Origin of the sequence: Streptomyces sp. JJ38 (assembly GCF_019303475.1) — a bacterium.
Taxonomy (GTDB): domain Bacteria; phylum Actinomycetota; class Actinomycetes; order Streptomycetales; family Streptomycetaceae; genus Streptomyces.
Genome location: NZ_JABLSI010000003.1, coordinates 88,230 through 101,217, shown reverse-complemented (window position 1 = coordinate 101,217; position 12,988 = coordinate 88,230). Strand labels below are relative to the sequence as shown.

Here is a 12,988-nt window from a genome sequence, read left to right as displayed (position 1 = left end):
TCACCTTGCCCCGGCCGTCGCGGCGCGCTTGGCCGAGCGCCGCTCCAGCTCTCCGTACCAGGCGATGAGGGCCTGGCCGAGGGGCCCGTCGATCGTGTCGGCCGCCCGCCACGCCTGCTCGCGCTTGCCGTCCTTCCACAGCCGGTAGCTGCGCAGCGTCTCGGCCATCGCGTCCCAGCCGGGATGGCCGGTCACGTCGCGGGCCTCGACCTGGTCGAGCAGGCCGGAGAATCCCGTCCAGGGCGTTCGCAGGTCGGGCATGAAGTCGCTCGCCGAGAGCGAGGTCAGCGCGTCGGCCTGCTCGATGTGTTCGTCGTAGATGTGCAGCGAGCCGATGTGCAGGTGGAACTCACCGAGTTCCGCGTCGAGCCATCCGGCGACCAGCTCGTGCAGCACGGTGTAGAAGAACACGTCGTACGGCATGCCGATCCACACATCCTGGCCGCGCATCATGGTCGCCATGTGCAGGCGGCCGGCGCGCAGGTGGAACCGGAACCCGAGGGTGCAGGGCACGTCCTTGTGCCCGGCGGCGTCCTGGGCCGGGTCGTAGAGCTGGATCAGGGCTCGCCGGGAGTCGGGGTCGGCCTGGAGGATCTCCACGACGCGGGCGAGCTGGTCGACCTTGCCGCCCCAGTTCCGCATCCTGGGGCCGTACGCCCCCAGGAGGACGCCGTCGTCGGCGAACTGCCGCAGCCGGTTGTTGTAGTCGAAGATCCACGGCGCGTCGGATCCGGACAGGTGCCAGACCGTCTCGGCGACGGCGAAGGCCGGATTCACGATGCGGGCAGGCGGAGCGTAGAGCAGGCGGGCGCGCGGCTGGGTGAGCAGCAGGTGCACGTCGCGGACTTCGTGGGTGGCCATGCCCCGGGGGCTGATCTTCTCGCCGGATTTGGCCAGCGTGACGGCGCCGGAGAACAGCTCGGCGATGCTGTCGGCCGTGAGGGATGTCATCGGACGGATGCTCCTTCGTCCTGGGGCGACGCAGCGCCGCCCGGGTGGTGGTGGGTGGAGTCCTCGGCCCTCGGGCCGGAGGTGGCGCGGTCGGTGATGAGCCGGGCGATCCGAGCGGCGCTGTCCCCGCGCCACCGGCAGACCGCGTCCAGGGCCGCCCGCGGGATCGGCGCAGGGCCCGTGCGCACGCCGGAGAGCGCTTCGGCGACGTCACCGGTGGCCTCGCACCGGGTCGCCAGTCCGTGACCGGTCAGGCCCAGAGTGCGTTCACCCGGCGGGCCGATTTCGAGGACCGGGATGCCGAGCAGCGCGGCCTCGATCCCGCACGTCGAGTACGCGCTCGCTATGGCGTCAGCGCCGGCGAGGCAGCCTCGTGCTCCGACCCGGGGATCGGCCACCGCGACGGGCGGCCCGCCGTCCCGCTTCACCAGAGCGGTGAAGGCGTCGGCTCCCTGCGCCGGGTGTGGAGCGATGACGAGCCCCCAGTCGCCGTCCGCCTCGGCGAGCCCGTCCAGGAGGAGGTCCGCGTGGGACTTGAGGTGACTGGGGTTGAAGGGCTGGCAGGCCCACACCGCGATCCGGGTCGGTGCGCGGCGGCCACCCGGAGCCAGCAGCTTCTCCAGGTACCGCCGCTGCGCCTGGCGGCTCAGGTCGGCGAGGACGTCGAAGCGGGGCTGCCCGAGTACGTGCACCTCGGCCTCGGGGTGGCGCGCCCAACCTCGGCCCAGGGCGAGGTCCCGCTCGCCCATGACGACGATGTCGCGGCTGTGCAGGGCCGGCCAGGCGACCGATTCCGCCGTCCACGCCCCGTGCTGGACGTGCACCGAGTTCGCCCCGTGCCGCTCGGCGGCATGCGCGGCCAGCACGCCCAGGGGGCTCGTGTCGTTGCTCAGCAGGACGGTGTGCGGCCGGGTGGTCGACAGCATGTCGTCGAGCCACCTCTCCGCCCGCACCACCGTCCGCCACGACGGCTGGGTGCAGCCCCCGCTGGTCTCCAAGAGCACGGACAAGAGCCGTACGAGCGGGGCGAGTTGGACGCCGTGGCCTCCCACCTGGACGACGTGCTCGTCGTCGGGCCGGTGGAGGCCCTCGACGGTGCCGGAGAGGGTGAAGAGGTCGCTCGGAGCCGAGCGCAGCTCGATACCCGTTACCGGTCCCGCGCTGCACCGCTCGGCGGCATCGGTGGCGAGATCGAGCAGGAGACTCTTCTGCCCGTTACGCGCCAGTTCGGCGAGAACCGGGGTCAGCGTGGCAGCGTGCCGGGAGGTCCACGACAGCGCCAGAACGTGCTGCTGTCCGAGGTCCGAGGGGAGCGGACTCGGCTCCGTGTTCGCCGTACGCGTCCTGGCGCGGTTGCGGAGATGGGCGGAGCGGGTCGGGTTGTGCGGTGCCGCAGCACCGAGCAAGTACGCGACGCCGGACCACGTCACGGTGTAGGCCAGGTACTCACGCGAACTGCTCGAACGCAGTCCCACGAGCCCTTCGTACGGGGCCAGGGTCAGGGGCCCTGGGGCTGAGGCGAACGGTGCCCAGGAGTTCAGGGCCAGGAGCTTGCGCACGATTTCGGCGACGAAGCGTCGCACGGGGACGTGCTGGACGTGGAGCCAGCCGGCTCCGCCCGGGGTGGAGGCCAGCGTGGCGCTGTAGCGGTCGAGGGCGGCCATGACATCTTCGATGCCGGAGCGCAGTAACTGCTTGTCCACGGTCGACGCTTCCAGGTCCGTGGTGTGGATGTGGGCGGTTCGCGCGTGCGCCAGGGCGCCGGTTCCGACGAGAGCCCACGTCGGCTTCCCGGCGTTGGAGGAGCGGACCAGGCCGAGGCCGCCAGTCGTGCGGGGACTCACACCGTGCTCCCCTCGACGAGCTGCTTGGCGGGGAGGAGCAGGCTCAGCAGTTCCTTGGGCGAAGCGGCCGTCTCGGGGGCGGGGGCCGTCGGCTGCCCGTAGCCCCATGCAGCGTGCACATAGGGGACGCCAGCGCGTTCGGCCGACTCCTGGTCGACCGCCATGTCTCCGATGTAGACCGCGGCGGCGGGGTCGACTCCCAGGTCGACCAGCGCCAGCAGGAGCGGATCCGGGGCCGGCTTCGTCCGGCCCGCTCCCGCGGGCGTGCGGATGGTCGCGAAGGGACACCCGAGGCGCGTGAGGAGCGGGGCCGCCCGGTCGACGTGCTTGGACGTCACGACGCCCAGCCGCCAGCCGGCGGCCACGAAGGCGTGGAGCGTCTCGACGATGTCGGCGAATTCCTGCGCGAGGTGTGCGGTGGCCATGGACTCCGCCTCGTACGTCCGGCGGACCGCGTCGGCGTCGGTCACGCCCAGTCGCTGCATGATGTCCCCGAACTCGCGGCCCAGGTGGCGCTCGTAGTCGCGGAAGGGGAGCACGACGCCATGGATCTCCTGAACCCTCTGCCACGCCTTCCGCATCACCGGACGCGTGTCGAGCAGAACACCGTCGAGGTCGAGGAGAAGAGCGCGCGACCTGTGGTCGCTCGGCGCGGCCGGAGCCGGTGGCGATTCGTGAACGGGATCGGTCATGATCGTCCTCTCGTCAGGGTGGCGTCGCACCTCAGAGGGCCGAGGCCGGTTCGAGTAACAACTCGGGGCACTGGACCGGGCCAGTCAGGCCGCGTCCGGCGGGCCATCAGCCGAAGGCGAGACCGATCCGTTCGGCGTGGCCGGCAGGCGCGAGAGCCGGTGAAAGCACGAGAGGTCGAAGCCACGCCCCTCAACCTCACCGGCGGGCACGGCGAAGAGGTCGATGCCCTTTGCTGGGCGCCGTCGGGCGGCCTCCCGGATGGCGAGGAGCGCTTCACCCTGCTCGCTGTGCGGCAGGAGGCGGGGCGCACGATCAATGTGTTGCTCAAAAGGCATGGTCAGCCCTCAGTCAGGTGTATTTGAAGAGCAAGGCGAGCGCGACGGTCACAGTGGCGATCAGAACGACTTGGGCGCTGATCTGCCGCCAACCCCAGCCCTTCCTGTCCATCCAGCGCAGTGGACGCCTTCAAGTCGGCGCGACGGGCTCCTCGGAGATCACGAGGTGGAGAAACGCCCTGCAGTGCTCGCCCAGGTGTTTGATCACGGCGTGGTACTCGTCGTCGTCAGAGCTGATGTTGTGCCGGTCGAGGACGATCACGCCGTCGGCCAAGCCCTCTCGGAGCTGCCGCTCGGCTTCCCGCCAACCAGGTCGATCCCATGGCGGCGTGTAGACGCCCTGGCTCGCACTGGATGCTGGGAAGTACGTCGTGGCCACCGGGACGGCCACATCGTGGAGCCGGGCGGCGATCGCGTAACCGAGCTGGTCGGCCTCAGCCTGGAGCGTCCCCCAGTCCTCGTCAGGCCGGGCCCTCGGACTCGGTACCAAGCTGTACGCCAGCACGCGCAGCGGCTGATCGGCCTGCGTGTCGATGACCTGACGGTAGAAGTGCTTACGGACGCCTCGGAGTTGGCCAGCTCGGGACTGGCACTTTACCCGGGGGGAGGTGCAGGGCCATCTCGGGTGTTCATTGCGAGCAATCGGCGCCCCGCCGCCCGTGTGCTTCTCATGCCCCAGGTCGAAGGAAGCGAGGCTCAACACATCGGGTCCGTGCTTGACTGCGTCGTGCGGCGACATAGAGGTGCCTCCGTGAGAGTCGGGATGACCGCGTACGTAGTTCGGCCGCCGTCCGCAACGCCCCACCGAAGCGACAGGCAGGCGACGAGGTGCAGCCCTCGACCACCGAGGCCAGCGGCACTTGCACGTCGTCGCCTCGCCGGTACGGTGCTGTCGTCGGTGACTCGGATTCGAAGCTCGTGATCGTCGTGTCGCAGTCGCAGTCGCAGCCGGACATCCCCGGAACCGTGGATGATCGCGTTGGACACCAACTCCGAGACGACGAGTCGGGCGTCCTCTGCCGGCGCGTTCGGCAACGACCACTGCTTCAGCACGGTGGCCGTGGTTCGTCGTGCTTGAGCAACGTGCACTTCCATCGGCTCCATGGCCATCTCGAAGACGTGGGAGGCCAGCGGACACCGAGCGGTCGCGGCGCCGACGACGTGGGCGCCACCGTCGTAGCCCCCAGGTCGGGGTGGCGTTGCTGTCCGGTGCGTGGTCATGTGCACATCGCACCGTGGCTGCGCGATCCGGAACAGGGGAAACCAGAGGGGGAAATCCTTGTCAAGGGGGGAAAACAGGGGGAGTTGAGGGAGTATTGGCTTTCTCCCACGGATAGGGGTCAGACTCATGGCAGTGGATCCATTTGCCGAGCTGCTCCGTCACCTGCGGCGTAACGCGAATCGGACGCAGGACGAGCAGGCCGGTGCGATCAACGCCGCTTCCGGCCGGGCAACGATGACCCGCCGAGAGGTCAACCGGTACGAGAACGGTGCCAACGTTCCGACGGACCACACCCTGGGGAACATCGCTTTGGCTTGTGGCGTCCCGCTGGAGCCGCTGCTGCGCGAGGCGAGAGCCGCCCGCGCCAGGCGGCGAGAGAAGAACAAGGCCGAGGCGGAGGACCTGGACGACGTGAAACGCCGAACGCTGTTGGGAGGCGCAGCCGTGGGTGCGGCTGCGGCTGCCGAGCCGTGGGGCCGGCTGGCCTACGCACTCAGCAAGGGTTCCAAGATCGACCCTGAGTCAGCGGGGGTGCTTATTGATCACGCGGCCCGCTTGCACGTGGACGAGCTGAACGAGAGCGCGCTCAGCCTGCAGTCTCGGGTCGAGGCGCACGTGGACGCGATCACCGCAGCCCTTCCCCGCGCCGGAACCCACGAGCGAGCGCTGACCATCGCGGCGGGAGAGACCGCAGCTCTTGCCGGATGGGTTGCCTGGGACCTCGGCGAGCACGACAAGGCCGCCTCCTATTACGGAGTGACCTCGGAGTGCGCGAAGAAGGCTGGACACCCCCCTCTGCGCGCCCTGGCTCTGGGCTACGCGAGCTACGGTGCCCCCAGCCCCGCGAAGGCGCTGGAGATGCTTTCGCAGGCAGCTCAGGACGTACGCGGACGTGGCAATGCGACAGCCGCAGCGTGGGCCCTGGGCCGGTATGCCGAGGAGGCCGCCCAGTCAGGCGATGACGCTGGCGCCCTTCGCGCGCTGGACCAAGCCAAGTTCGCCTATGACTTCGCCGACCATACGAGCGAGCAGGCGTGGGTCCGCTTCGTGACGCCGTACCGGATGGACTCCTTAACCCTCTCGGTCTACGGCGAACTCAAGCGTCAGGAGCTGACGGCCACGGCCGACTCCGCAGTCGAGCGCCTCGGCGGTGCACTACCCGAGTCCGGTGTGGTCGTCCTGGGGGACCTGGCGTCCGCCCTTCTGCGCGGCGGCGACGTAGACCGCGGGGCCTACGTCGCGCACCAGTTCGCAGCAGCGGCGGAGTCGAAGCCCAACACCATGGGCCGCCAGCGGGCGCAGGCCATCGCTACCGGGCTCCCCGACACCGAGCATGACCTGGCCAGCCACCTGCTGTCGTTCGCGACGCTGTGAAGCGTCCCAGCGCACAGGCTCGGTGAGGGCGACACGCTGTAGTGGAGACCTTTACCGCGGGCGCGTCTCGTCGACGACCCAGGACAAGTACGCCTCCGACCCTCCGGTCACCGGCAGCGTGATCCACTGGGGGACGTCGTACGGGTGCCTCTCGTGCAGCCATGCCTCCAGCGCGGGGAGGCGATCCGACGACGTCATGTAGGAGATCCGCCACTCCTGAGCCGCTTCGACCTCCCCCTGCCACCAGTAGAAGGCGGTGATGGGCGCATCGATGTGAACGCCCGCCGCCAGTTTGCTCTCAACGGCGCCTCTGGCGAGGGTCTTCGCCTGCTCCTCGTCGTCACTCGTCGTCTGCGCGATTACGATCTCGGGGTCCATGCGGCTACCTCTCCAGCTCGGGTACCGCGACCCTACCCATGTGTTCGATGCAGGCCAGCGAGAGGGGTAGAGGCCCGCGCGGCGCCCAGTCGGTGCCTGCCGAGGGTTGACCTTCACCACGCGAGTGGGCGAGCATCGCGCGCCCAACGCCCTCACTCTTCGTACGGGGCCGCCGAGCGAGAGTCCTCCGAGTCGGCGGCCTCTGCCTCAGCTATCTGTTCGGCGATCTCCCTGCGGATGGCCACCGTGTCCGCAGGAGACCACCCCGAGTCGCTCCCGAAGGGCAGCACACGGTCGTGGGGCTGGTACAGCTCCTCGCTTTCCAGACTGCGGCGACAGGCGCGGCACTTCCACGGACGGCGCAGGGTGATCCACTGTCTGAGCCCGCACCAGGGGCACAACGCGAAGTACGCGCTGGGCCCGTGAGCGGCGGCCCAGCTGGCGTAGCCCGAGCGGCTGCGAGCCACGTTGATGTCGCCGTGGGTGCGTTCCGCGACCCAGCCAAGGAGGACCATCTCGCCACCGGGCCACGCGCAGGTGCAGCGGCCGTCGCAACGGCAGGCACGCGCCGTGCCCAGCTCGACGGCTTTCTCCTTGCGGGGGGTGGCTGGCCCCTTGACCTCAAGCCATGTCCCGATCTCGGGCAGCCAGAAGTCCGGCAGGTAACGCGCCCCTGACGGCAAGGTGATTTGCTCGGGCTCGTACTGCCAGAGGATGCCTTGGGTGTCTAGCCTCGCGCTTTCACGGGGTGGGGTGTCCGAGGCTTGACCAAATAAGCGGAGAGTGCTCCTGACCTGCAACGATGGGACTTGTCTAGGGTCCAAGTCGGCGCAAGGGAAGAAGCACTCTCCAGGTGAAGAAGCGTATCGGGTCCTACCCGCGTGTTCGTATCGAGGGCGGCGGACGGGCGGTGGTCTCGCAGGCCGGGGGCGTGCTGCTGGTCGAGACCGTCCGCAAGGCCGGCCTGGACACCGCGATATCAGCGGCGCTGACGCCGTGGCGGAAGCCTCGGGCGGTGCACGATCCGGGCAAGATCCTGCTGGACGTGGCCCTGGCGGTCGCGCTGGGTGGGGACTGCCTCGCGGAGGTCGGCATGCTGCGGGCCGAGCCGGCCGTGTTCGGGCCGGTCGCCTCCGACCCCACGGTCTCGCGCCTCGTTGACGCCCTCGCCGCCTCCGGCGAGAAGGCTTTGGCAGCGATCCGTTCGGCCCGGGCCGAAGCCCGTCAGCGGGTCTGGGAGCTGGCCGACGGCCACGCGCCTGATGCGGACGGGACGGTGACCGTGGACCTCGACGGTGTGCTGGTGGTCGCCCACTCGGGCAAGGAGGACGCGGCGCCGACCTGGAAGCGGACTTACGGGCATCATCCGTTGATGGGATTCGTCGACCACGGGCCGGGCGGCACCGGGGAGCCGGTCGCGGCTTTGCTCAGGCCGGGCAACGCGGGCTCGAACACGGCCGCCGACCACATCACCGCCGCCCAACTCGCCCTGGCCCAACTGCCGGCCAGGTTCCGTCGGGGCAGGAAGACACTGGTCCGCACGGATTCCGCGGGCGGCACCCACGACTTCGTGGCCTGGCTGTCCCGGCGGGGGCGGTGGCTGTCCTACTCGGTCGGCATGGTGATCACCGAGGCTATCCACCAGCATGTCCTGAAGGTGCCCGCTTCGGCCTGGACGCCGGCCGTCGAAGCGGATGGCGAGGTCCGGGACGGGGCCTGGGTCGCCGAGCTCACCGGCGATGTCCTGGACGGCTGGCCGAAGGGCATGCGGTTGATCGTCCGCAAGGAACGACCACATCCCGGAGCCCAGTTGAGACTCACGGACGCGGACGGCATGAGGCTGACCTGCTTCGCCACCAACACCACCGGCCGGCCGATCGCCGAACTCGAGCTCCGTCACCGACTGCGGGCCAGAGCCGAGGACCGCATCCGGGCCGCCCGGGCCACCGGCCTGCGCAACCTGCCCCTTCACCGCACCACCCAGAACCGGATCTGGCTGGAGATCGTCCAGATCGCTCTCGACCTGCTGGCCTGGATGCCGATGCTCGCGCTGACCGGCAAGGCCCGTCTCTGGGAGCCCCGCCGCCTGCGGCTTCGCCTGTTCACCGCGGCCGGACAGCTCGTGACCACCAGCCGCCGGCGAATCCTCCGCCTGGCCCAGCACTGGCCCTGGACCAGCCACATCACCACCGCACTCGAACGGCTCGCACTCCTACCGAACCCCGGCTGACCAGCCAACTCCCCGACCCAACGACAGCACCTCACCACCCGGGCAAGTGGAACCCGGCGCCACCCCGAGACGACACTCGGGCACTCGCCCTGCCCGCCCTCAGCCCAGAACACGAAAACGGTCCACCGACTTCGTCGACGGCCCGTCACGAAAGATCGAGGCTAGGGTGCTGGCCCAGTCGGCTTCGAGCCGAGAACGGAAGGTGGTGCCGCTGTACACCGTCGATACGGCTTCGATGGGCTGGCCCTCATCGGGGAGGTCCGTCACGGCGTCTCCGTTCTGGGTCAGTTCTGCGCCGCCCCGCAGTTTGACCGCTAAGCTCGCGCTTTCGTGAAGCGAGCTGCCCGACGGGTGGTCACGCAGGCGAGACGTGCCTCTGAACAGCAAGAATAGGGCTTCTCTAGGTCCTTGGCCATCACCGAGCTCGCCTTCACCCACGGCGAAACGCTCCACCGCTCGTAGTCCTAACTCCCCGCGAGGCTCCTGCCGTTCAGCGTTCGGCCCCGCCCTCGTTTACACATCCCATGCCTCAGCCTTGGCGCAGCCGACAACCACCGTCAGCTGCTACGGCATCACAAGTTCCACCTCAGTGCCGCCCCCTCTATCTCAAGAATCCGGTTCGCCCAACTCGCCCTTTCTCTGGAATCTCGTCCTGTCATCGCCACACACGACAGGAGTCGACCCATGCCTGAGCCGAGCGGAGCACAAGAGACTGCCTTCCTGAACCTCCCGAGGGCCGCCGAGTACCTCGGCATCTCCCCCAACACGCTGTACGTCTGGCGACACCGCCGACAGGGTCCGCCCAGCTTCCGCATGGGGCGGCGCGTGATGTACCGGATCACGGCGCTCGACGAGTGGGTCTGCGACCAGGAGCGAGCGGATTCCCGTTCCAACCGTGCCCTCGACCCGCTGAACCGGAAGCCGCAACGGCGCTCGAGGACAGCAAGGTGACACGGCGGCTCCCGCGTCCGCGCTCCCCGAAAGAGATCCTCGAAACGTGGATTGGAACGTGCCGCAGGACGTGTTGGCACTGACCAGTTCATGATCACGTACCACTGGAGGGCCCCGTCATGGCGGGTTACATAGAGGACCGATGGCTGAAGAAGCGCCCCGACAAGGTGACCGGGAAGCGGGAGCGGACAGCGATCTACGGCACCGGCAAGCGCTACCGGGTCAAGGGCATTCCCGGCATCCAGGACCGGTCGTTCGAGACGAGCGAGGACGCCAAACGGTGGCTCGCGAGCGCCAAGACCGACTCCAGCCGTGGCGAATTCGTCGATCCCCGCAAGGGGGAGATCCTTCTCGCCGACTACATCGTCGACCACTGGTGGGCCGGCCGGTCCGACGAGCCCTCGACGGCGGACCCGATGCGCAGCCGCATCTGGAACCACATCATCCCGTTGATGGGCGACTACGCACTGCGCGAGATCGACGCCTCGGCTCTGCGGACCTTCAAGGCCGCGCTCCTCGCGAGGGTGGAGGAGTCGACAGCGGAGGTGATCTGGGGGCATCTGTCGTCGATACTCGGGAGTGCCGTCGACGACCAACGCCTGCTCCGCAACCCGATGAAGGCCAAGAACAGCGTCAAGCCGCCGCGTGCGACCGACAGCAAGGCGAAGGCGTGGTCGAGGGAGGTCGTCGATACCGTCCGCGCGGAGCTGCAGGACCGCTACCAGATCGCGGTGGACCTCGGCATCGGCCTCGGGCTGCGCCAAGGCGAAGCGTTCGGTCTCGCCGAGGAGGATTTCGACTTCGAGGCTGGCGTCGTTCACGTCCGCCGCCAGCTCAGGTGGGACATCAAGGGACGCCCTTACTTCTCGCTCCCCAAGGGGCGCAAGATCCGCGATGTCCCGCTGCCGGCCAACCTGGCGGTGAGGGCGCGCTCTCACTTCCGCCGGTTCCCGTCGACTCCCTGCACGCTCCCGTGGCGGAACCCCGAGGCTCCGTCCACCGCGCTCGAGGAGCGTCAACGGAAGCCGATCACCGTCGACCTGATCCTCACCTCTTCGCACGGCAACCGCATCTACTACCGCACCTGGAACGACCGCAGCTGGAAGCGTGCGCTCGCCGCCGCCGGGCTGATCAAGCCAGTGGGCGAGAAGGTGCGACACGACGGCAACCGGGTTCGTCGGGTACCGCGCTACGCCGCTCCGCGCGAGGACATGTTCCACGTCCTCCGCCACACGTACGCGAGCGTGCAGCTGGAGGCCGGCGAGTCGATCGTCAGCCTCTCCAAGTGGCTCGGGCACTCGACGCCGAAGGTCACGCTCGACCACTACGCTCACTTCATGCCCGGTGCGGGGCAGCGCGGCCTCGCCGCCATGGACGCCTGGCTGCAAGGTCCCTCGCGGCCGAAAGTCCCTGAGAAGTCCCTGCCGGTGCCGAGTACCCCTCGGATACCCTCGAACATGCAGGTCAAAGGCATAGCGCGACAGGGGGCGGACATGTCCGTCAAGTACAAGGAGACCGCCCGCGGCGGCCTCGCGGTGAACATCATCGAGTGTTAGCGGATGGGCCCTGACCAGCGCTTTCGTTCCTTTCAGCGCTGGTCAGGGCCACCTCTGCCCCTGCGAGCGGAAGGTCCCTGGAACCTTCCCCGGGACAGACGTGAAACGCATGGATCCCGCGCGGGAGGACAACAGCTGCTCAGGGTCACGTCCCCGGGGAGCGTGTCCTGCTCGACGTCGCCTGTCGCCGGAGTGGGAAGGGCAGGCCGTCGCGCACCACCGCAGAGGCGACCGTCCCTCAGCGGACCTCGCTCAGCTCCAGCAGGTGCCCGTCCGGATCCCGGAAGAAGCAGCGGACCTCCCCGCCCCTGTCGACGGGGGCGGTCAGGAACTCCGCCCCCCGGGAACGGAGGGTGGCATAGGCGCCCCGGCAGTCCTCGACACGGAAGGTCATCGCGTGGGAGACCCTCGCCGGATCGGACGGCGGGGCGAAGAACACACCCGGCTTGTCCGGCGTCGGCCCGCCGCCGGTGACCAGCAGCAGCCACGTCCCCGCCAGCCGCAGCACGGCACTGGTGCCGCCGTACTCCCGGACGGACTCGGCGCCGACGACGTCCCGGTAGAAGGCGTGGGAACGGTCCAGGTCCCCGACGACCAGGATGTGGGTCAGCTCCACACCGGAGGGGAACGCCATCCCTCAGCCCTCGGCGCGCAGTGTCACGGGGGCGTCGGAGCGGTCGCCGGGGAACTCGTACCAGCGGTGCCGGAGCGCGGGGTAGCGCACGTCGGCCTCGACGAGTTCGAGAAAGCAGTCCACCGTGGACGTGAGCCGCTCCTGCAGCCCCTGGTCGTGGAGGTCGCCGCTCTCCGCGAAGGCCTGATGCGCCTCGGCCAGGCTGAACATGTCCGGGTAGACACGCGCACCGAGATGCTCCAGTGGGACACGCAGCGCCCACAGGCCCCGGTTGCCCCCGACCAGCGAGGGAGAGGCGGAGACCAGCAGGGTCTGCTTGTCCTTGAACGGCTGTGGGCGGAACCGGGAGACCCAGTCCACGGCGTTCTTCACCACGCCGGGCACCGACGCGTTGTACTCGGGGGAGGCGATGACCATCGCGTCCGCCTGCCGGATCCGGTCGCGAAGGACCGCCGCCGGCTCCGGGGGCCCGTGGGCGGCCTCGTCGTCGCCGTCGTAGACCGGCAGGACGGTGTCACGGACGGTCGCGAACTCCGTTTCGACACCCCTCCGGGCGACGAGACGCGCCGTCAGACGGGCAAGGCGGGAGTTCACCGAAGCCTCGCGGGAGGACCCGGACAGCACGAAAACCCGCAGGGGCTCGTCGGACGAGCCGTCCGCGCCGTCGGGCGGAGCGGACGGTGATGTCATGCCGGCCCGCCCCTCCTGCGGGGCAACGGGGGTGTCTGGGCTCTCCACCTGCCGCAGCGTAGTGCTGGGCCGGGCGCCGCGGACACCCGCCACGCCGGACAGTGGCGCGGCTCCAGCAGGCCGTCAACCG

14 protein-coding genes are annotated in these 12,988 nt (G+C 69.4%); 4 read left to right on the top strand and 10 right to left on the bottom strand.

What is annotated here, in order from left to right:
• From HPT28_RS02325 to HPT28_RS02305, 5 genes are all read right to left on the bottom strand, one after another.
• Positions 1 to 951: a thymidylate synthase gene (locus tag HPT28_RS02325; RefSeq protein WP_219088684.1), complete on the bottom strand. Its 951-nt coding sequence runs from the start codon at positions 949 to 951 to the stop codon at positions 1 to 3.
• Positions 948 to 2,795: a hypothetical protein gene (locus tag HPT28_RS02320; protein WP_219088682.1), complete on the bottom strand. Its 1,848-nt coding sequence runs from the start codon at positions 2,793 to 2,795 to the stop codon at positions 948 to 950. Before HPT28_RS02320 ends, HPT28_RS02325 begins: the two co-directional genes overlap by 4 nt.
• Positions 2,792 to 3,487, bottom strand: a complete 696-nt coding sequence (locus HPT28_RS02315; RefSeq protein ID WP_219088680.1) for an HAD family hydrolase — start codon at positions 3,485 to 3,487, stop codon at positions 2,792 to 2,794. Before HPT28_RS02315 ends, HPT28_RS02320 begins: the two co-directional genes overlap by 4 nt.
• A 466-nt stretch (positions 3,488 to 3,953) precedes the next feature.
• Positions 3,954 to 4,562, bottom strand: a complete 609-nt coding sequence (locus HPT28_RS02310) for a hypothetical protein (protein ID WP_219088678.1) — start codon at positions 4,560 to 4,562, stop codon at positions 3,954 to 3,956.
• Positions 4,520 to 4,918, bottom strand: a complete 399-nt coding sequence (locus HPT28_RS02305) for an ATP-binding protein (protein ID WP_257577958.1) — start codon at positions 4,916 to 4,918, stop codon at positions 4,520 to 4,522. Before HPT28_RS02305 ends, HPT28_RS02310 begins: the two co-directional genes overlap by 43 nt.
• 253 nt (positions 4,919 to 5,171) lie before the next feature.
• Here HPT28_RS02305 and HPT28_RS02300 point away from each other — a divergent pair, with 253 nt between their 5' ends.
• Positions 5,172 to 6,419 (top strand): helix-turn-helix domain-containing protein, encoded by a 1,248-nt coding sequence (locus HPT28_RS02300; protein WP_219088676.1) that lies wholly within the window; start codon positions 5,172 to 5,174, stop codon positions 6,417 to 6,419.
• 51 nt (positions 6,420 to 6,470) lie between these two features.
• Here HPT28_RS02300 and cutA read toward each other — a convergent pair whose 3' ends face one another.
• Together cutA and HPT28_RS02290 are read right to left on the bottom strand one after the other, a co-directional pair.
• Positions 6,471 to 6,797, bottom strand: a complete 327-nt coding sequence (gene cutA / locus HPT28_RS02295) for a divalent-cation tolerance protein CutA (protein ID WP_219088674.1) — start codon at positions 6,795 to 6,797, stop codon at positions 6,471 to 6,473.
• 152 nt (positions 6,798 to 6,949) lie between these two features.
• Entirely contained in the window at positions 6,950 to 7,480 is a 531-nt protein-coding gene (locus HPT28_RS02290; protein ID WP_219088672.1) for a hypothetical protein, read from the bottom strand.
• A 170-nt stretch (positions 7,481 to 7,650) separates the two neighbouring features.
• On the opposite strand from HPT28_RS02290, the gene HPT28_RS02285 reads away from it, so the two are divergent.
• A complete protein-coding gene (locus tag HPT28_RS02285) occupies positions 7,651 to 9,027 on the top strand; it encodes an IS1380 family transposase (protein ID WP_219088670.1) in 1,377 nt (458 codons plus the stop codon).
• Between the two features lie 99 nt (positions 9,028 to 9,126).
• Here the strand turns inward: HPT28_RS02285 and HPT28_RS02280 are convergent, their stop codons facing one another.
• A complete protein-coding gene (locus HPT28_RS02280) occupies positions 9,127 to 9,480 on the bottom strand; it encodes a hypothetical protein (protein WP_219088668.1) in 354 nt (117 codons plus the stop codon).
• 231 nt (positions 9,481 to 9,711) lie between these two features.
• On the opposite strand from HPT28_RS02280, the gene HPT28_RS02275 reads away from it, so the two are divergent.
• Together HPT28_RS02275 and HPT28_RS02270 are read left to right on the top strand one after the other, a co-directional pair.
• The gene (locus tag HPT28_RS02275; RefSeq protein WP_219088666.1) at positions 9,712 to 9,978 is read left to right on the top strand and encodes an AlpA family transcriptional regulator; all 267 of its coding nucleotides are present in this window, start codon (positions 9,712 to 9,714) and stop codon (positions 9,976 to 9,978) included.
• Positions 9,979 to 10,145: 167 nt separating this feature from the next.
• On the top strand, positions 10,146 to 11,534 hold the full coding sequence (locus HPT28_RS02270) for a tyrosine-type recombinase/integrase (protein WP_308119042.1): 1,389 nt from the start codon (positions 10,146 to 10,148) through the stop codon (positions 11,532 to 11,534).
• Between the two features lie 238 nt (positions 11,535 to 11,772).
• Here the strand turns inward: HPT28_RS02270 and HPT28_RS02265 are convergent, their stop codons facing one another.
• Both HPT28_RS02265 and HPT28_RS02260 read right to left on the bottom strand, forming a co-directional pair.
• Entirely contained in the window at positions 11,773 to 12,168 is a 396-nt protein-coding gene (locus tag HPT28_RS02265) for a VOC family protein (RefSeq protein ID WP_219088662.1), read from the bottom strand.
• Positions 12,169 to 12,171: 3 nt separating this feature from the next.
• A complete protein-coding gene (locus tag HPT28_RS02260; RefSeq protein ID WP_219088660.1) occupies positions 12,172 to 12,858 on the bottom strand; it encodes an NADPH-dependent FMN reductase in 687 nt (228 codons plus the stop codon).
• Positions 12,859 to 12,988 lie beyond the last annotated feature (130 nt).